This is a genomic window from Streptomyces sp. NPDC058985, assembly GCF_042740985.1.
GTDB lineage: Bacteria > Actinomycetota > Actinomycetes > Streptomycetales > Streptomycetaceae > Streptomyces.
In genome coordinates this window covers 14,109-32,707 of sequence record NZ_JBHYJX010000049.1, presented here as the reverse complement: position 1 = coordinate 32,707, position 18,599 = coordinate 14,109, and the positions used below count along the sequence as shown (strand labels likewise).

Genomic DNA, 18,599 nt, shown 5'->3' with positions numbered 1-18,599 from the left:
GGCCCGTGCGGACCCGCGTGCAGACGGTGCTGCTGCTGTTCGGCGTGCTCGCGGTGGCCGCGTTCGCCGTGCCGCTGCTGCTGTTCACCGCCTCCGACCGCACCCAGCAGCTGGTCCTCGCCCGCAGCTCCGACCTGGACCGCTTCGCCTCGCTCATGGACCGGGCGGCGGGCACCGGCGACACCTCGGCCATCACCGCCGAGGCCGTGCGCTACACCCGGCTCTACGGCGAGCCCCTCGTCGTCACCGACACCCGCGGGCACCCCGTCGTGCAGACCGGCGGCATGCGCGCCGCCGATCCCGCCGTGGCCCGGATGGTCGACGCCGCCCTGCGCAACCAGACCGCGCACCCGGGCAGCGCCCTGCGCCCCTGGTCCCGGGGGCCCCGGATGTTCGCGGAACCGGCGGGGACCGGGACCCAGGTCTCCGGCGCCGTGGTGCTGCGCGCCGACGTCACCACGGCCGCTCAGGACGTCACCCGGCGCTGGGCCGCCGTGCTGGCCGGCACGGCGCTGGTCGCCCTCGGCTGCACGGTCCTGGCCCGCGCCGCGACCCGGTGGGTGGTCAGTCCGCTGCGCCGCCTCGACCGCGCCGTCGGCGAGCTGGCCGCGGGACTCCCGCCCGAGCACACCCCGCCCGTGGCCCCGCCGGGCCGGCGCGGCTCCGCCTCCGTCGGCGGGCCGCCCGAGCTGCGCCAGCTGGCGACCGGGTTCAACCGCATGGCCCGCACCGTCACCGCGGCCCTGGAACAGCAGCGGCGGCTGGTCGCCGACACCTCGCACCAGATGCGCAACCCCATGGCCGCGCTCCGGCTGCGGGTCGACGCCCTCCACACCCACCTGCGGCCCTCGGGCGAGCGCACCTACACCGGCGTCGACACCGAACTGGACCGGCTGCAGACCCTCCTCGACGACATGCTGGCCCTCGCCACCGCCGAGCACCGGGCCGGGGAACTGACCGTGACCGACGGCTCGGGCGCCCGGTGCGACGCGGCCGAGGTCACACTGACCCAGTACCGGCTGTGGGAGCCGGTCGCACGGCGCGCCGGGGTCCGGCTGACCGCCGAGGCCCCCGAACCCGTGCCGGCGGCCTGCACGGACCGGGAGCTGGCCCAGGTGACGGACATCCTGCTGGACAACGCGATCAAATACGCGGGCGACGGCGCCCGGGTCCGGGTGCGCTGCGCCGTTCAGGGCCCGTACGCGGCCGTCACCGTCACGGACGACGGCCCCGGCCTGCGGGCCGAGGAGATCGCCCGCGCCACCACCCGCTTCTGGCGCTCGTCCCGGCAGACCGGGACATCCGGCACGGGCCTCGGACTCCCCATCGCCGAACAGCTCCTCACGGGCCGCACCGGCCGCCTGGAACTGACCCCGGCCCAGCCCCGTGGCCTGCGGGCACGTGCGGTCGTACCCCGGGCGGACATCGAAGGAGGCCCGCAGTGAACCGGGATCCGCTGGTGGACGGCCGCCCGGGGGCGGCGGTCGTGCGGCCCAGGAACCTGCGGGCGTGTGCCGCCGTGCCGCCCGCTCAGTCCGAAGGAGGTCCCCGATGAACCGGCGTGCCGCTCTGCGTGCCGCCCTGGGCACGGTCGCCGGCGCAGCGCTCGGCGGGCTGGTCGCGGCGGACGGTGCGGTCGGCGGGTCCGGTCCGAGGGGGGTGCTGCGGCTGGCCACGGGTGAGCCGAACGCCTTCTACGCCGCGTTCGGGCGGCTCCTCGCCGCCCAGTTGGATGCGGCCGGCTCCGGTCTGCGCTGCCGCGTGCGCACCACCGCCGGGAGCATCACCAACATCGAACTGCTCCGGGACGGCCATGCCGACCTCGGCCTCGTCCTGACCGACACCGCGCGGGCCGCCCAGGGCACCGGTCTCTTCCCGCGCCCCGTGCCCCTGAGAGCGATCGGCCGGGTCTACGAGACCTACCTCCAGCTGGCCGTGCGCGCCGACGCCCCGGTGCGCGCGGTGGCCGACCTCGCCGGGCACCCGGTCTCGCTCGGCGCCGTCGGCTCCGGCGCGGCCCTGCTCGGCGACCGTCTGCTGCGCGCCGCCGGTCTGGCACCCGGCACCGACGTCCCGGTACGGCACCTGCGGCTGGCCGACGCGGCCGAGGCGCTGCGGACCGGCTCCGTCGTCGGCCTGCTCGTGGCCGGCGGCGTGCCGCTGCCCACCCTCTCCGACCTCGACCGCGACCCCGGCCTGCGCTTCCTCCCGCTCGCCGGCCTGCTGCCCGGCCTCGGCGGGCGGGACGGCATGGCCGCCTCGGGTCTGGATGAGGTGACCCTGCCGCAGAGCGCGTACCGCTCCTCGGCCGGCGTCGCCACCGTCGGCGTCTCCAACCTGCTGGTGTGCCGCCCGGACCTGGACCCCGCCGTGGCCGGCGCCCTCACCCGCCTCCTGGTCCGGCGCGCCCCCGAGTTCGTGCCCGACCACGCGGTCGGCGCCCAGTTCCTGGACGTGCGCAGCCTGATCGGCACGGGGAGCGTGCCGCTGCACGAGGGGGCGGTGGCCGCGTACCGGTCGTTGCACGGCTGACGGCGCAGCTCCGTTGTCGGTGCCGGTCGTTACGCTCCCCGAAGCCACGCCCGCACCGCCGCCCGCACCCTCCGAACCGGGAGCCGCACCATGCCGCCCACCGAGGCCGAACTCGCCGACGCCGTACACCGCGCGGCCCGCGCCGCTCTCCTCGGCCTCTTCCGGGAACACCCGACGACCGGTTCTGCTACTGCTGCTACTGCACGCTGGTGACCTCCGGCGAGGCCAGGCCGAAGTGCTCGCCACGGGCCTCGGAGAGGGGGCGTACGGGCTCCAGGTGCCGTTCGCCCCAGCAACAGAACGGGGAGGCACCGCAGGACCACTTGAGGTCGAGCGGAGCACAGCCCTGCCGTGCGCCTCCGCCGCCAGAGCCTCCACGGGCCATGGGGACGGCGCCGGGCCGTAGCACCGACCCAAGCGGGCAAGGCCGAGCGGGTGCTGCGGCTGAACCCGCCCCGGGCCCTGAGGGACCGGCTCACGGAGGCCGTCGTACCGGAGGACGTGTGACCGGCCCGGACACGGCCCCCGCGCTGTTCTAGAGTGACTTCCGCCAGTGGCACGACGGACCTGTGAGGTACTCACCAGCCATGACGACCGAAACGTTTGAGTTCCAGGTAGAGGCACGTCAGCTCCTCCAGCTGATGATTCACTCCGTCTACTCGAACAAGGATGTCTTCCTGCGCGAGCTCGTCTCCAACGCCTCGGACGCGCTGGACAAGCTGCGCCTCGCCGCGCTGCGCGACGACGCCCCCGGCGCCGACGTGAGCGACCTGCACGTCGAGTTGGAGATCGACAAGGACGCCCGCACGCTGACCGTGCGGGACAACGGCATCGGCATGTCGTACGACGAGGTCACCCAGCTGATCGGGACCATCGCCAACTCGGGCACCGCCAAGTTCCTCCAGGAGCTGCGCGACGCTCAGGACGCCGCCGGGGCCGACGGACTGATCGGCCAGTTCGGCGTCGGCTTCTACTCGGGCTTCATGGTCGCGGACGAGGTCACCCTGGTCACCCGGCACGCCGGCGAGACCCAGGGCACCCGCTGGACCTCGCGCGGCGAGGGCACGTACACCCTGGAGCGGCTCGACGAGGCCCCGCAGGGCACCGCCGTCACCCTGCACCTCAAGCCGGCCGACTCCGACGACCAGCTCCACGACTACACCTCCGCCTGGAAGATCAGGGAGATCGTCAAGCGGTACTCCGACTTCATCACCTGGCCGGTCCGCCTGCTTCCGGAGCCGGGCGAGGACACCGCCGAGGACCGGGAGCCCGAGACGCTCAACTCGATGAAGGCCCTGTGGGCGCGCCCGCGCGACGAGGTCTCCGACGAGGAGTACCACGAGCTGTACAAGCACATCGGCCACGACTGGCGGGACCCGCTGGAGACGATCCGGCTCCAGGCCGAGGGCACCTTCGAGTACCAGGCCCTCCTCTTCATCCCCTCGCACGCCCCGCACGACCTGTCCACCCGGGGCTACCAGCGCGGCGTCCAGCTCTATGTGAAGCGCGTCTTCATCATGGAGGACTGCGAGGAACTGCTGCCGCCCTACCTCCGCTTCGTCAAGGGCGTCGTCGACGCCCAGGACCTCTCGCTCAACGTCTCGCGCGAGATCCTCCAGCAGGACCGCCACATCCGCATGATCCAGCGGCGGCTGACCAAGAAGGTCCTCGCCACCGTCAAGGACCTCGGGACGTCCGCGCCGGACCGCTACGCCACGTTCTGGCGGGAGTTCGGGGCGGTGCTGAAGGAGGGGCTGGTCACCGACTCCGAGAACAGGGACGCGATCCTCGCCGCCTGCTCGTTCGCGACCACGCACGACGCCGAAGCGCCGACCACGCTCAAGAGCTACGTGGAGCGGATGAAGGACGGCCAGGACGACATCTACTTCATGACGGGCGAGTCCCGGCGGGCCATCGAGAACTCCCCGCACATGGAGGCGTTCCGGGCCAAGGGCGTCGAGGTCCTGCTGCTCACCGACCCCGTCGACGAGGTCTGGGTCGACGCGGTGGGGGAGTACGAGGGCAAGGCGCTGCGCTCGGTCGCCAAGGGCGACATCGACCTGTCCGGCACCGAGGAGGAGAAGAGCGGGGCCGAGAAGGAGAAGCAGGGCGAGGAGTACGCCGGGCTGCTCGGCTGGATGACGGAGCACCTGGGCGAGGACGTCAAGGAGGTCCGCCTCTCCTCCCGGCTGACGGTCTCGCCGGCCTGCGTCGTCTCCGACTCGGGCGAACTCACGCCCGCCCTGGAGAACATGTACCGGGCGATGGGCCAGGAGGTCCCCGAGGCCAAGCGGATCCTGGAGCTCAACCCCGAGCACCAGCTGGTGAAGACCCTCAACCGGGCCTACGCCGACCGGCAGGACCGTACGGAACTCACCGAGACCGCGGAACTGCTGCACACCCTCGCGGTGCTGGCCGAGGGCGGCCGGCCGAAGGAACCCGCCCGCTTCGTGCAGCTGATGGCGGACCGCCTGGAGCGCACCGTCTAGCGGCGCACGCGGCCCGGGGCGTTCCGGCACGCCTGCCGCCCGCCATCCGCATGGCGAGACGGCATGGCATCCGGAGCGCCCCGGTCCGTATATTCGCACGCATGTCTGCCTCGGCTCCGCTGCTGTGCCTCGCGCTCTTCGCGTGCTCGGCGTGGTGCGTCGACGACGGCCTCTGTCGCCGCTGATCCCGGACCGGCCGGACGATCCGCGCCGCCTCCGCCAGCCCGCCCGCCGTCCCCGTGCACCACCCCGGAGATCTTCCGTGACCACCGCACCCCCAGCCGGGTCGCCCCCGGCGGCGCCGCCGCGCGCGTCCACCTCCCTCTTCGCCCCCGCTCCCACCTCCTCCGCCCGGCCCGCGGCGCCGCCCCTGCCGCCGGTGCGGCGCACGCCCCTCGTGGTGTCCGGGCTGCTCGCCACCGCCCTGACGGCCTACGTGTGGTCCGCGCACGGAGCCAAGCCCGGCGTGCTGCTCCTGCTGGGCCTCGGTCTGGGGGTGGCCCTCTTCCACTCCCGGTTCGGCTTCACCTCGGCCTGGCGGCAGCTGATCGCCGTCGGCAACGGCGCCGGGCTGCGCGCCCACGCCCTGCTGCTCGGCACCACGGCCACCCTGTTCGCGCTGGTCATCGGCGCTGGAACCGGGCTGTTCGGCTCCCAGCCGGCCCCGTCCGCCGGACCGATCGGCGTCGGTCTGTTCGCCGGCTCGGCGCTCTTCGCGATCGGCATGCAGCTCGGCGGCGCCTGTGCCTCGGGCACCCTCTTCGCCGTCGGCTCGGGACAGACGTCGATCGTGCTGACCCTCGGCGGCTTCGTCGCGGGCGCCACGCTGGCCGCCTGGCAGTTCGACCTGTGGAAGGACCTCCCGGCCTGGGAACCCGTCGTGCTCTCCGACCACATCGGCTGGTCCGGCTCCTGGGCCGTGACCATCGGGGCGCTGCTCCTCGTGGTGCTGGTCACCCGGCGCGTCCAGGCCCGCCGGAACCCGCCGCCCCTGGGCACCGTGCCCTCGGCGCGCGGCGCCGCCCTGCGGGCCGTCCGGGGCTCCTGGCCGCTGGCCGCCGGTGCTCTCGTCCTGGCGGTGCTGGGCGCGGGTGTCCTGCTGGTCTCCGGCGGCGCCTGGGGCGTCACCAGCGCGTTCAGCCTGTGGGGGTCGGAACTGGTGGGCGCGCTCGGCGGGCACCCGGAGAACTGGACCTGGTGGCGGCAGCCCGGCAACGCCGAGATGCTCGCGGGCCCGGTCCTCGCCGACAAGACCAGCCTCACCGACATCGGCATCATGATCGGCGCGGCCGTCGCCGCCGCGGTCGGCGGCACCTGGGCGCTGCACCGGGGCATCCCCTGGCGCACGGCGGTAGCCGCGGTGCTCGGCGGCGTGCTGATGGGCATCGGCGCCCGGCTGGCCGGCGGCTGCAACATCGGCGCCTACCTGGCGGGCATCGCCTCGGGCAGCCTCAGCGGATGGCTGTGGGGCGCCTTCGCCCTGGCGGGCACCTGGGTCGGTCTGAAGCTGCGCCCCCTGTTCGGCCTGGGCAACCCCAAGCCGGGCGACGGCGTCTGCTGAACGGGGAAGCCCGTGCGGCACAGGGGTCAGGCCCGTGCCGCACGGGCGGCTAAGAGGCGCGCCGGTCCGTGCTGGTGACGCGGGCCACGGCCTCCAGGGTGAGGGCGCGGCCGTGCGGCTCGCGGGCCAGGGCGCGGTGCAGTGTCAGGCCCTCGATCAGCGCGTCGAGCTGGCGGGCCGTGTCCGGGTCGAAGTGCTTCTCCAGGTGCACCCGGCTGCGCCGCATCCACTCGTGGGTCAGCTCGCGGTAGGCAGGCTGCCGTGCGGCGAGCGTGTACAGCTCCTGGGTGAGGATCAGGTCCCGCTGGCTGCCCTCCGACAGCTCGTGCACCAGGTCGGCCACCGCCGCGCGGGCCTCGTCGCGGTCGGCCGCGGCGCCGAGATGCGCGTCGAAGACGGCGACGATGTGGTCCGTGAAACGGCCGAACGCCTCCCGCAGCAGCTCCTCGATGCCGCTGAAGTGGTACGTCATCGAGCCCAGGGGGACCCCCGCGCGCGCCGCGATCTTCCGGTGGGAGACGTGTGCGATGCCCTCCTCGGCGATCAGGTCGAGGGTGGCGGCGATGATGCGCTCGCGGCGCTGCGGGTCCGTGTGTCCGGTTGCCATGGGAGCAGGCTTACACGTTCCGCACCGGCCGGGCGGGGTTGCCGACGGCGACGACGTTCGCGGGCACGTCCTTGGTGACGATCGCGCCCGCGCCGATGACGGCGTTGTCCCCGATGGTCACGCCGGGCAGCACGACGGCACCGCCGCCCAGCCAGACGTTGTCCCCGATGGTGATGGGCAGCGCCGCCTCCAGCTTGTCCCGCCGGGGGCCCGGCTCCAGCGGGTGGGTGGGGGTCAGCAACTGCACGTTCGGGCCGATCTGGCAGTCCTCCCCGATGGTGATCGCCGCGACGTCCAGCGCGGTCAGGTTGTAGTTGACGAAGGTGCGCGCGCCGATCGTGATGTTGCTGCCGTAGTCGACGTACAGCGGCGGCCGTACGTGCGCCTCGGCGCCCAGCGAGCCGAGCAGCTCCGCGAGGACCGGCCGCGCCGCCGCGGCGTCCTCCGTGTACGCCGCCTGGTAGCGGGCGGCCAGCCGTACGGCCTCCTGCTGCCTGCGGGCGATCTCCGGGTCGTCGGCGATGTAGAGGTCGCCCGCCTGCATGCGTTCGAGGTTCGTGCGGGAGTCGCCCGCGAAGTGGTCCGTCGGCATGCGCACGATCGTACCCCCTGAAGCGTACGAACGTACACTCCCATGCCTGCCGAGCCCGGAGACCGACCCGTACGGCGGTACCGCTCAGCGGCGCCGGGGCTGGAGCACTCCGGCGAGCAGCAGCACCAGGAGACCGGCGAGCGGCACGACCAGCAGCCCCACCCGCAGACTCGTCGCGTCGGCGACCAGGCCCACGACCGGCGGGGAGAGCAGGAAGCCCAGGCGCATCAGCCAGGAGACGATCGTGAGCCCCGAACCGGGCTTCAGGCCGGGCAGTTCGTCGGCCTCGTGCATCGCCGCCGGGACCAGGGTCGCCACCCCGAAACCGGCCGCGGCGAACCCCAGCACGGTCCCGGGCACCGTGGGCACGGCCAGCGCCAGACCCATGCCTGCCGCGGCGATCAGCGCGCCGGAGCGGGCCACGGCACGCTGGCCGAACCGGTCCACGAGCCGGTCCCCGATGAGCCGGCCGACGAACTGCGCCCCGACCAGGGCGACATAGCCGGAGGCGGCCAGCGCCACCGACGCGTGCAGCGAGTCGGAGAGGTAGAGGGTGGCCCACGAACTGCCCGCGTCCTCGACCAGTGTGCCGGCCGTGGCGATGAGGACGAGCGCCGCCAGCACGTAGCGGATCCGCGCGCCCGTCGCCGGGGCCGGCGCCGTCCGCGGCGCGCCGTCGGCGGCGTCCTCCTCCTCGGCTGCCTCTGTCGCCTCGGTCTCCGGACCCGGCAGACAGAACCGCAGCGCCACACAGGCCGCCACCGCGAACACCACGCCGGAGAAGAACAGATGCTGGCCCCGGGGCACGCCGAGCGCGATCGCACCGGCGGCCATGGAACCGCCGGTGACGGCGCCGATGGACCAGATGGCGTGGAAGGAGTTGATGATGGAGCGTCCGTAGCGCCGCTGCACCCGCAGGCCGTGCGCGTTCTGCGCGACGTCGGTGAACGCGTCCATCGCGCCCGCCAGGAACAGCGCCCCGGCGAACACCACGACTGACTCCGCCAGTGCGGCGGCCAGGATCCCCACGCCGGTCAGCAGCGTGCCGCCGACCGCCACCTGCGCCGAGCCGAACCGGCGGACGAGTATCCCGGCCGCGAGTCCGGCAGCGATCGCGCCCGCCGGGAACGCGGCCACGGCCAGCCCGTAGGCGGCGTTGCCGATCCCGAGGTCCGCCTTGATCTGCGGATAGCGCGGCAGCAGGTTGGCGAAGAGCGCCCCGTTGGTGAAGAAGAGCACGGCGACGGCCACCCGGGCCCGCCGGTCGGCCGGCGCGGCCCGGCGCAGTACGTCGACAGTCATGCGCGGAGCCTACAGTCGCGAGCGTACGAACGTACACTCCTCGCCCGCTCCGTTTGCGGAGCCACCGGCCTCGGGTTTCCGTGGAGTGGTCGCGTCGCCCGCCCCGGGAGCTGTCATGTCGATGTCGTCGTTCGGTTTCGGCTCGTCCGATCCGTTCAGTGATCTGCTGAACCGCTTCTTCGGCATGTCCCCCGCCTCGTCGCCGCCGGCGGTGCAGCGGGTGCCGATCGGCCGGCTGCTGACCGAGTCCTCCCGGGAACTGCTCAACCTGGCCGGGCGGCGGGCCCTGGAGGACGGGACGTCCGACCTGGACACCGAGCACCTGTTGTGGGCGGCCACGCAGGTCGAGCCGGCCCGCGGCCTGCTCGCCCGGGCCGGCGCCGACCCCGACGCCCTCGGATCCCAGATCGCCGAGGTGCTGCCCCGCGAGGCGGTCGAGCCGTCCGCGGAACCGGGCCTCACCCCGGCCGCGAAACGCACCCTCGCCACCGCCTACGCCCGCTCCCAGACGGCCGGCGTCTCCTACATCGGCCCCGAGCACATCCTCGGCGCGCTGCTCGACGGCGGCGACAGCGGCGCGGCCCGGCTGCTGAGCGCGGAGGGGCGGGACGTCACGAAACTGGCGGGGCTGACGGAGCAGGCGGGCCGCGCCGAGGCCGCGCCCGGCGAGAACGGCACCCGGCAGCCGGCCACGACGCTCGACGAGTTCGGGCGGGACCTGACGGAGGAGGCGAAGGCCGGGAAGCTCGACCCGGTCGTCGGACGGGCCGAGGAGATCGAGGAGACCGTCGAGATCCTCTCCCGGCGCTCCAAGAACAACCCCGTGCTGATCGGGGAGCCCGGGGTCGGCAAGACCGCGATCGTCGAGGGACTCGCCCAGCGCATCGTCGCCGGAGAGGTCCCCGACACCCTCAAGGACAAGCGGGTCGTCGCGCTCGACCTGTCCGCCATGGTGGCGGGCGCCCAGTACCGCGGACAGTTCGAGGAGCGCCTGAAGAAGGTCATCGAGGACGTCCAGCAGGCCCGCGGCGAGATCATCCTGTTCATCGACGAACTGCACACCGTGGTCGGAGCCGGCGCGACCGGCGAGGGCTCGATGGACGCCGGCAACATGCTCAAGCCCGCCCTCGCGCGCGGCGAGCTGCATGTGGTGGGCGCGACCACCATCGACGAGTACCGCAAGTACGTCGAGAAGGACGCGGCCCTCGAACGGCGCTTCCAGCCCGTGATGGTGCCGGAGCCCGGCGTCGAGGAGACGGTGCAGATCCTGGAGGGTCTGCGGGACGCTTACGAGGCGCACCACCAGGTCCGCTTCGCCGACGGCGCCCTGGCGGCCGCCGCGGAACTCTCCGACCGCTACGTCAGCGACCGCTTCCTGCCCGACAAGGCCATCGACGTCATGGACCAGGCGGGCGCCCGGGTACGGCTGCGCAGCGCCGCCCGCTCCACCGAGGTCGTCGGCCGCGAGGACCGCATCGCCGAACTGCGCCGGGAACAGGAACAGGCCGTCGCCGCCGAGGACTACGACCGGGCGGGCACCCTCAAGCGGGAGATCGCCGAGGCGCAGGGCGAACTCGCCGGCATCGAGGAGCGGCGCGAGGGCGTCGTCTCGGTCACCGCCGACGACATCGCCGACGTCATCTCCCGGCGCACCGGCATCCCCGTCTCCCAGCTGACGGCCGGCGAGAAGGAGCGGCTGCTCAAGCTGGAGGAGGAGATGCACGCCCGGATCGTCGGCCAGGACGAGGCCGTCGGCGCCGTCTCCCGGGCCGTGCGCCGCAACCGCGCGGGTATGGGCGACCCGAACCGTCCCGTGGGCTCCTTCCTCTTCCTCGGCCCCACCGGCGTGGGCAAGACGGAGCTGGCCAAGACCCTCGCCGAGCTGCTGTTCGGCGAGGAGAGCCGCATGGTCCGCTTCGACATGAGCGAGTTCCAGGAGAAGCACACCGTGGCCCGCCTCGTCGGCGCGCCCCCCGGATACGTCGGCTACGAGGAGGCGGGCCAGCTCACCGAGAAGGTCCGCCGGCAGCCCTACAGCGTGGTCCTGTTCGACGAGGTCGAGAAGGCCCACCCCGACGTCTTCAACACGCTGCTCCAGATCCTCGACGACGGGCGCCTCACCGACGCCCAGGGCCGCACCGTCGACTTCCGGCACTGCGTCGTCATCATGACCTCCAACATCGGCGCCCACCGCATCCTCGACCACAAGGGCGACGTCTCCGACCTCAAGGACGAGCTGATGGAGGAGCTGCGGACCAGGTTCCTCCCGGAGTTCCTCAACCGCATCGACGACATCATCGTCTTCCACGGCCTCACCGAGCAGGACCTCTCCCGGATCGTCGACCACCTGCTCGCCCAGAGCGAGCGGCGGGTGCACGCGCAGGGCATGACCCTGAAGGTCACCGAGGCCGCCAAGAAGCTGCTGATCGCCCACGGTCACCAGCCGGAGTTCGGCGCCCGCCCGCTGCGCCGCACCATCCAGACCGAACTCGACAACCGCATCGCCGACCTGCTGCTGGGCGGCGAGGCCGACCCCGGCGACACCATCGTCGCCGACGTGGTCCAGGACTCCCTCCACTGCACGGTCACCAAGGGCGACGCCGCCGGGGCCGGGAAGGCGGACGAGGCATGACCGCCGTCGACGAGACGATCGAGGTGGCGGTGCCGGTGCGGGCCGCCTACGACCAGTGGACCCAGTTCAAGAGCTTCCCGAGGTTCACGGCCACCGTCCTCCGGGTCGAGCAGGTCAGGCCCGCCCTGATCCTGTGGGTCGTCGGCCGCGGGCCGGTGCGCCACGAGTTCGCCACCGAGATCGTCGAGCAGGTGCCCGACTCGCACCTCGTCTGGCGCGGACTCGGGCGCCGGCCCCGCCACCGGGGCGAGGTGCGCTTCCGGGCCGCCGGTGACGGGCGTACGGCCATCACGGTGCGCCTGTGGATCGAGCCGCGCGGTCCCCTCGGCCTGCTCGCCGCCGTGCCCGGGGCGACGCGCCGGGTGGTGCGCCGGGAGCTGGCGAACTTCGGGACGTTCATCGAAGGCCACGGACAGGCCGGCGGGGGCTGGCGGGGAACCATCCGGGGCGGCCAGGTCCGGCCGCAGGAGCCGGAACCGCCCAGGAGCCGGGTCGCGGGCTGGCCGGTGGGCTGAACGTCGCAGGACACAGGACGGACAGGGAACGAGAGGCGATCCTCGGATGAAGAAGCCCCCCAGGGAAGACCCCAGGGACGACCTGAAGGTCACACCCCCCAAGACGTGGGCCGCGGGCGTCCCCGCCGTGGTGCACGCGCTGGAGTACTCCCTGGAGCAGGCCGGCCCGCGGGAGACCGCGGTGGACCTGCTGACGATGAACCAGGTCGGCGGCATCGACTGCCCGGGCTGCGCCTGGGCGGATCCCGCCCCGGGCCACCGGCACCGCAACGAGTACTGCGAGAACGGCGCCAAGCACATCAACGACGAGGCGACGACCCGGCGGATCACCGCCGATTTCTTCCGCGAGCACCCGGTCTCCGACCTGGCCGACCGCTCCGACCTGTGGCTCAACCAGCAGGGACGGCTCACCGAACCGATGGTCAAGCGGCCCGGCTCCGACCACTACGAGCCGATCAGCTGGTTCGACGCCCTCGGCCTGCTGGCCGACGAGCTGAAGACGCTCGGCACCCCCGACGAGGCGGTCTTCTACACCTCGGGACGGGTCAGCAACGAAGCCGCCTTCGTCCTCCAGTTGTTCGCCCGCGCCTTCGGCACCAACAACCTGCCCGACTGCTCCAACATGTGCCACGAGTCCAGCGGCTTCGCCCTGCACGAGACCCTCGGCACCGGCAAGGGCACGGTCAGCCTCCAGGACCTCCACCACGCCGACCTGATCTTCCTGGTGGGGCAGAACCCCGGAACCAACCACCCGCGGCAGCTGTCCGCGCTGGAGGAGGCGAAGCGCAACGGAGCCCGCGTCGTCGCCGTGAACCCGCTGCCCGAGGCCGGCCTGATGCGGTTCAAGAACCCGCAGAAGGCGAGCGGGGTGATCGGACGCGGCGTCGAGATCGCCGACCGCTTCCTCCACATCCGCGCCGGCGGCGACCTGGCCCTCTTCCAGGCCCTGAACCGGCTGCTCCTGGAGGCCGAGGACGCCCGCCCGGGCGAAATCCTCGACCACGACTTCATCCGCGACAGCACCAGCGGCTTCGAGGAGTTCGCCGAGCACGCGCGCGGCGTCTCCTGGGCGGACGTGCTCACCGCGACCGGGCTGACCCGCGGCGAGATCGAGGACGTCCGCGACGACGTCCTGCGCAGCGAACGGGTCGTCGTCTGCTGGGCCATGGGCGTCACCCAGCACAAGCACGGCGTTCCCACCATCCGGGAGATCGTCAACTTCCTGCTCCTGCGCGGCAACCTCGGTCGGGCCGGAGCCGGCGCCTGCCCGGTGCGCGGCCACAGCAACGTCCAGGGCGACCGCACCATGGGCGTCTGGGAGCAGATGCCCGACTCCTTCCTCGACGCCCTGCGCGACGAGTTCGGCTTCGACCCGCCGCGCGCCCACGGCCTGGACTCGGTGAACACCATCAGGGCGATGCGCGAGGGCCGCGTCAAGGTCTTCCTGGGCGTCGCCGGCAACTTCGTCCGCGCCGCACCGGACAGCGCGGTCACCGAGGACGCGATGCGGCGCTGCCGCCTGACCGCCCACATCTCCACCAAGCTCAACCGGTCCCACGCGGTCTGCGGCGACACCGCGCTCATCCTGCCGACCCTTGGCCGGACCGAACGCGACCACCAGGCCGGCGGCGAGCAGTTCGTCACCGTGGAGAACTCGATGAGCGAGGTGCACACCTCCCGGGGACGGCTGAAGCCCGCGTCCCCGCTGCTGCTCAGCGAGGTCGCCATCCTGTGCCGGCTCGCCCGCCGCACCCTCGGCGACGGCCGCGCCGGCCTGCCGTGGGAGGAGTTCGAGGCCGACTACGGCGCCGTCCGCGACCGGATCTCCCGGATCGTGCCGGGCCTGCACGACTTCAACCGGCGCGTGGCACGCCCCGGCGGCATCAGGCTGCCGAATCCGGTCAACGAGGGCGTGTTCCGCACCGACACCGGCAAGGCACGCTTCACCGTCAACGCCTGCCAGATGCCGTACGTGCCCGAGGGCCACCTGCTGCTGCAGACCCTGCGCTCCCACGACCAGTGGAACACCGTCCCCTACACGACCGACGACCGCTACCGGGGCATCCACGGCAGCCGCCGCGTGGTGCTCGTCAACCCGGCGGACCTGACCGCCCTCGGTCTGGCCGGGAAGGACCGGGTCGACCTGGTGAGCGTCTGGCACGACGACGCCGAGCGCCGCGCCGAGGGGTTCGAGGTGGTCCCGTACCCGACGGCACGCGGCTCCGCAGCCGCCTACTACCCGGAGACCCAGGTCCTCGTCCCGCTGGACAGCGTGGCCGACATCAGCAACCAGCCCACCTCCAAGGCGGTCCTGGTCAGACTGGAACGGGCGGCGCCCACGGGGACCTGACCGCCGCATGCTGAGACGGCCGCCCGTACGGGAATGACATGATCGACCGCTTCGTTGGCACCTGTCATGCCCGTATCTTCCGCACGGACCGCGGCCGCCCGCATGCCGCTCGCCGTCTACATCCTCGGCCTCTCCGTCTTCGCGCTCGGCACCAGCGAGTTCATGCTCTCCGGGCTGCTGCCGCCCATCGCCGACGACATGGACGTGTCGATCCCGCAGGCCGGTCTGCTGATATCGGCGTTCGCGATCGGCATGGTGGTCGGCGCGCCCCTGCTCGCGGTCGCGACCCTGCGGCTGCCCCGGAAGACCACGCTGGTCGCGCTGATCTCGGTGTTCGGCCTCGGCCAGGTCGCGGGCGCGCTCGCGACGTCGTACGAGATCCTCTTCGTCTCCCGGGTGGTGAGCGCGCTCGCCTGCGCCGGCTTCTGGGCCGTGGGCGCCGCCGTCGCCATCGCGATGGTGCCGGTCACCAGCCGGGCCCGCGCGATGGCCGTGATGATCGGCGGACTGTCGATCGCCAACGTCCTCGGCGTCCCCGCGGGTGCCTTCCTCGGCGAGCACCTCGGATGGCGGTCCGCGTTCTGGGCGGTCGGCGCCGCCTCCGCCGTCGCCCTCGTCGGCGTGGTGACCCTCATCCCGCGCATCCCGCTGCCCGAGCGCCGCCCCCGGCTCAAGGGCGAGCTGGCGATCTACCGGGACCGCCAGGTCTGGCTGTCGATCGTGGTGACCGCGCTCGCCGCCGGCGGCGTGTTCTGCGCCTTCTCCTACCTGTCGCCGCTGCTCACCGACGTGGCCGGGCTCGCGGAAGGGTGGGTGCCCACCGTGCTGGCGCTGTTCGGGGTCGGCGCGCTGATCGGCACCACGATCGGCGGCCGGGTCGCCGACGCGCACCTGTTCGGCGTCCTGCTCTCCGGCATCACCGCCTCGACCGTCCTGCTGGCCGCGCTGGCCCTGTTCGCGTCCGGCCCTGCCGTCGTGATCGTCCTGTCGCTGCTGCTCGGCGTCTCCGCGTTCTACACGGCGCCGGCCCTCAACGCGCGCATGTTCAACGTCGCCGGCGCCGCGCCCACCCTCGCGGGCGCGACCACCACCGCCGCGTTCAACCTCGGCAACACCGGCGGCCCCTGGCTCGGCGGCACCGTGATCGACGCCGGCTTCGGATACGCCGCCACCGCCTGGGCGGGCGCCGCCATGACCGTCCTCGCGATCGGCTTCGTCGCCGTCTCGCTGCGCCTGCACAGCAGGTCGCGCATCGTGGCGGGTTCCCCTGCCGCCGAGCCCGCGGGCGCGGAGCTGAGCCGGCAGCGGGCGTGACCCGCCCCGCCCGCCGCGCGGACTAGGGACGCTCGTCCCGTGGGGCCGCCGCGTCGTCCGCGGCCCGTGCGCAGCGGTCGGCGAGGCGGGCGAAGGCCGCCCGGAGCGCAGAAGGCCCGACGGCCTCGATGTCCACGTCGAAGGAGCCGAACATGGCGGCGAGAGCGGGCCACGACCAGGACCCCAGGCTGACCCGGCAGCGGTCCGGGCCGAGTTCCTCCACGGTGCCGTCGGCGACGTGCGGGACCACGGCGGAGGCGGGCAGACGGAGGACGGCCTCCCCTCGGCAGGGCCACTCAGGGGAGCTCTCCGAGCCCCGGAACCTGCCCGTCAGGAACGCGGCCACGTCGTCGCCGGGCAGCCGCCTCGGTGCGAAGCGGGGACCGGTGGGCGTCCGCGGGGTGATGCGGTCGGCACGGAAGACGCGCCAGTCCTCCCGGTCGAGGTCCCACGCGACCAGGTACCAGCGGCCACCGCGGGTGACGAGGTGGTGGGGCTCCACCCGGCGCGGCGGCACCGGAGCGTCGCCGGTGTCCGCCGGGTACGCCGGGGTGTGGTCGAAGCGCAGCACCTCTCGCGCCCGCACGGCGGCGCTGAGCGCGAGGAGGACCGCGGTGCCCGCCCGGGGATCTGGCCCGGTCGCGGACCGGTCGACGGCCGTGACGTGGAAGCCGTCGATCCGGTGCCGCAGCCGCGCGGGCATGACCTGACGCAGGGTGGTCAGGGCGCGTGCCGCACCGTCCTCGATGCCGGCCACCGTGACGGCGGCGGTGCGCAGGGCGACGGCGAGCGCGACCGCCTGTTCGTCGTCGAACAGCAGCGGAGGCAGATGTGTGCCGGCGTCCAGCCGGTAGCCGCCGTCGGGGCCCTTGACCGCCTTGACGGGGTAGCCCAGCTCGCGGAGCCGGTCCACGTCGCGGCGCAGGGTGCGCGCGCTGATGTCCAGTCGCTCCGCCAGCAGCGCGCCGGGCCAGTCCCGGCGCGCCTGGAGCAGCGAGAGCAGCGAGAGCAGCCGGGCCGAGGTCTTCTGCATGCCCTCCATGCTGCCGCGGGTAGCGGCCACAACCTGACCGCTACCTGCTCCAGAGTGGGAACCACGGGGTCCGAACGGTCCTCGGGGGCGGCCCACCGACGTGGGGCGTCCGACCGTGTCGGCGACAGGCGAGGAGCCCATCGTGTCCGTCAGAGCAGTGACCCACCTGAACTTCCGGGGCGACGCCCGCGCCGCCCTCACCTTCTACGCGTCCGCGTTCGGCGGCGACGTGGCCGTGGTGACGTACAAGGACGCCGGAAGCGTCCAGGACCCCGCCGAGGCGGACCAGGTGATGTGGGGCCAGGTGTCCACCGCCGACGGCCCGTGTGTGATGGCCTACGACGTGCCCTCCGGCCTGCCGTGGAACCAGGGCGAGAACGCCTTCTTCGTCTCGCTCCGGGGCGACGGTGCCGACGGTGCCGACGAGATCGGCGCGTACTGGGAGAAGCTGGCCGAGGGCGCGACCGTGCTGCGGCCCCTGGCACCCGCCGAGTGGGCACCGCTCTACGGCATGCTGCGCGACCGCTTCGGCGTCACCTGGGTCCTGGACGTCGTGGGCGGATACCAGGCGTGAGCGTGCTCGACGCCCGGGCACTGGGCCGCGCGACCCTCGCCAGGCAACTGCTGCTCGACCGTGCGGACGCCCCGGTCCTGGACACCGTCGCGCACCTCGGCGGCCTCCAGGCGCAGGAGCCGCAGGAACCGTTCGTGGGGCTCTGGTCCCGGCTGCGAGGCTTCCAGCCCGTGGCGCTCTGCGACCTGCTGACCGGGCGTCGGGTGGTGCGCACCCATCTCATGCGGCGCACCGTCCACCTCGTCACCGCCGAGGACGCCCTTGCCTGGCGGCCCCGCCACGACGCCATGCTGCGCGGCCGCGTCCTCGGCACCTACCGCCGCGAACTCGAAGGGGTCGACCTGGCCGAGCTGGCGGCGGCGGGGCGGGCCGTGATGTCCGACGGCGAGCCCCGCTCGATGGGTGACCTGGCGCGGGCGCTCGCCGATCGCTGGCCGGAACCGGGACCCCGGGCCCTGGGGGAGATGCTGGTCGCCGCGCTGATCCCGATGGTGCAGCTGCCCCCGCGGGGACTGTGGCGCACCCGGGCGGGCGTGCGCAACGCCCCGTTCACCGCCTGGCTGGGCCGCGACGCCGACCCGCCGGCCCCGCCGGGCACCGACCCGGTCGGGGAGACGCTGGTACGGCGCTACCTCGCCGCGTTCGGCCCCGCCGCCTCGGCGGACCTGCGCGCCTGGTGCGGCCTCGCCGGACTGCCGGCCGCGGTCGCCGCCGTACGCGGGGAGCTGGTCGCCTTCCGGGACGAACGGGGCCGGGAACTGCTGGACCTCCCCGAGGCCCCGCGCCCCGACCCCGGCACCCCCGCCCCGGTGCGGTTCCTGCCGGCGTTCGACAACGTGATCCTCGGCTACCAGGACCGGAGCCGGATCATCGACGACGAGCACCGGGGCCTGTCCGTCACCGGAGCCCGCGTCGTCCTGGTCGACGGCCGGGTCTCCGCGACCTGGGCCGTCGAGGACGGCGCGGTGAGCGTCGCCCCGCTGCGCCGTCTCTCCCGGGCGGACCGCGCGGAGGTCGCCGAGGAGGGGCGGGCCCTGGCGGCCTTCCTCTCCGACGGGGACGGTGACCGGTTCCGGGTCGGCGCGGCACCGCCCTGAG

The 18,599-nt window shown here is 73.6% G+C and carries 15 protein-coding genes; 11 read left to right on the top strand and 4 right to left on the bottom strand.

The window, feature by feature from the left end; genetic code table 11:
• The first annotated feature begins 5 nt into the window (after positions 1 to 5).
• From ACFW01_RS31735 to ACFW01_RS31715, 5 genes are all read left to right on the top strand, one after another.
• The gene (locus tag ACFW01_RS31735; RefSeq protein WP_384509395.1) at positions 6 to 1,445 is read left to right on the top strand and encodes a sensor histidine kinase; all 1,440 of its coding nucleotides are present in this window, start codon (positions 6 to 8) and stop codon (positions 1,443 to 1,445) included.
• A gap of 106 nt (positions 1,446 to 1,551) precedes the next feature.
• Positions 1,552 to 2,532 carry a TAXI family TRAP transporter solute-binding subunit gene (locus ACFW01_RS31730; protein ID WP_384509392.1) on the top strand — a complete coding sequence of 327 codons (981 nt, stop codon included), beginning with the start codon at positions 1,552 to 1,554 and terminating at the stop codon, positions 2,530 to 2,532.
• A gap of 90 nt (positions 2,533 to 2,622) precedes the next feature.
• Positions 2,623 to 2,745, top strand: a complete 123-nt coding sequence (locus ACFW01_RS31725) for a hypothetical protein (protein ID WP_384509389.1) — start codon at positions 2,623 to 2,625, stop codon at positions 2,743 to 2,745.
• A gap of 374 nt (positions 2,746 to 3,119) precedes the next feature.
• Complete coding sequence (htpG, locus tag ACFW01_RS31720) at positions 3,120 to 5,021, top strand: molecular chaperone HtpG (protein WP_234959926.1); 1,902 nt, start codon at positions 3,120 to 3,122, stop codon at positions 5,019 to 5,021.
• A 262-nt stretch (positions 5,022 to 5,283) separates the two neighbouring features.
• Positions 5,284 to 6,582 (top strand): YeeE/YedE family protein, encoded by a 1,299-nt coding sequence (locus tag ACFW01_RS31715; protein ID WP_234959927.1) that lies wholly within the window; start codon positions 5,284 to 5,286, stop codon positions 6,580 to 6,582.
• A 49-nt stretch (positions 6,583 to 6,631) separates the two neighbouring features.
• On the opposite strand, the gene ACFW01_RS31710 is transcribed toward ACFW01_RS31715, so the two are convergent.
• The 3 genes from ACFW01_RS31710 to ACFW01_RS31700 all read right to left on the bottom strand — a co-directional run bounded on the left by ACFW01_RS31710 (position 6,632) and on the right by ACFW01_RS31700 (position 9,083).
• Positions 6,632 to 7,189 carry a TetR/AcrR family transcriptional regulator gene (locus ACFW01_RS31710; protein WP_384509385.1) on the bottom strand — a complete coding sequence of 186 codons (558 nt, stop codon included), beginning with the start codon at positions 7,187 to 7,189 and terminating at the stop codon, positions 6,632 to 6,634.
• Between the two features lie 10 nt (positions 7,190 to 7,199).
• Entirely contained in the window at positions 7,200 to 7,781 is a 582-nt protein-coding gene (locus ACFW01_RS31705) for a sugar O-acetyltransferase (RefSeq protein WP_234959929.1), read from the bottom strand.
• Between the two features lie 84 nt (positions 7,782 to 7,865).
• Positions 7,866 to 9,083 (bottom strand): MFS transporter, encoded by a 1,218-nt coding sequence (locus tag ACFW01_RS31700; RefSeq protein WP_234959930.1) that lies wholly within the window; start codon positions 9,081 to 9,083, stop codon positions 7,866 to 7,868.
• Between the two features lie 115 nt (positions 9,084 to 9,198).
• Here ACFW01_RS31700 and ACFW01_RS31695 point away from each other — a divergent pair, with 115 nt between their 5' ends.
• The 4 genes from ACFW01_RS31695 to ACFW01_RS31680 all read left to right on the top strand — a co-directional run bounded on the left by ACFW01_RS31695 (position 9,199) and on the right by ACFW01_RS31680 (position 15,894).
• Entirely contained in the window at positions 9,199 to 11,715 is a 2,517-nt protein-coding gene (locus tag ACFW01_RS31695) for an ATP-dependent Clp protease ATP-binding subunit (RefSeq protein ID WP_234959931.1), read from the top strand.
• A complete protein-coding gene (locus ACFW01_RS31690; RefSeq protein ID WP_234959932.1) occupies positions 11,712 to 12,230 on the top strand; it encodes an SRPBCC family protein in 519 nt (172 codons plus the stop codon). Before ACFW01_RS31695 ends, ACFW01_RS31690 begins: the two co-directional genes overlap by 4 nt.
• A gap of 46 nt (positions 12,231 to 12,276) precedes the next feature.
• A complete protein-coding gene (locus ACFW01_RS31685; RefSeq protein WP_234959933.1) occupies positions 12,277 to 14,580 on the top strand; it encodes an FdhF/YdeP family oxidoreductase in 2,304 nt (767 codons plus the stop codon).
• A 102-nt stretch (positions 14,581 to 14,682) separates the two neighbouring features.
• Complete coding sequence (locus ACFW01_RS31680; protein WP_234959957.1) at positions 14,683 to 15,894, top strand: Cmx/CmrA family chloramphenicol efflux MFS transporter; 1,212 nt, start codon at positions 14,683 to 14,685, stop codon at positions 15,892 to 15,894.
• A gap of 22 nt (positions 15,895 to 15,916) precedes the next feature.
• On the opposite strand, the gene ACFW01_RS31675 is transcribed toward ACFW01_RS31680, so the two are convergent.
• Complete coding sequence (locus ACFW01_RS31675; protein ID WP_234959934.1) at positions 15,917 to 16,927, bottom strand: WYL domain-containing protein; 1,011 nt, start codon at positions 16,925 to 16,927, stop codon at positions 15,917 to 15,919.
• A 142-nt stretch (positions 16,928 to 17,069) separates the two neighbouring features.
• Here ACFW01_RS31675 and ACFW01_RS31670 point away from each other — a divergent pair, with 142 nt between their 5' ends.
• Entirely contained in the window at positions 17,070 to 17,501 is a 432-nt protein-coding gene (locus ACFW01_RS31670) for a VOC family protein (RefSeq protein ID WP_234959935.1), read from the top strand.
• The gene (locus ACFW01_RS31665; protein WP_234959936.1) at positions 17,498 to 18,598 is read left to right on the top strand and encodes a DNA glycosylase AlkZ-like family protein; all 1,101 of its coding nucleotides are present in this window, start codon (positions 17,498 to 17,500) and stop codon (positions 18,596 to 18,598) included. Before ACFW01_RS31670 ends, ACFW01_RS31665 begins: the two co-directional genes overlap by 4 nt.
• The last annotated feature ends 1 nt before the right edge of the window (position 18,599 follow it).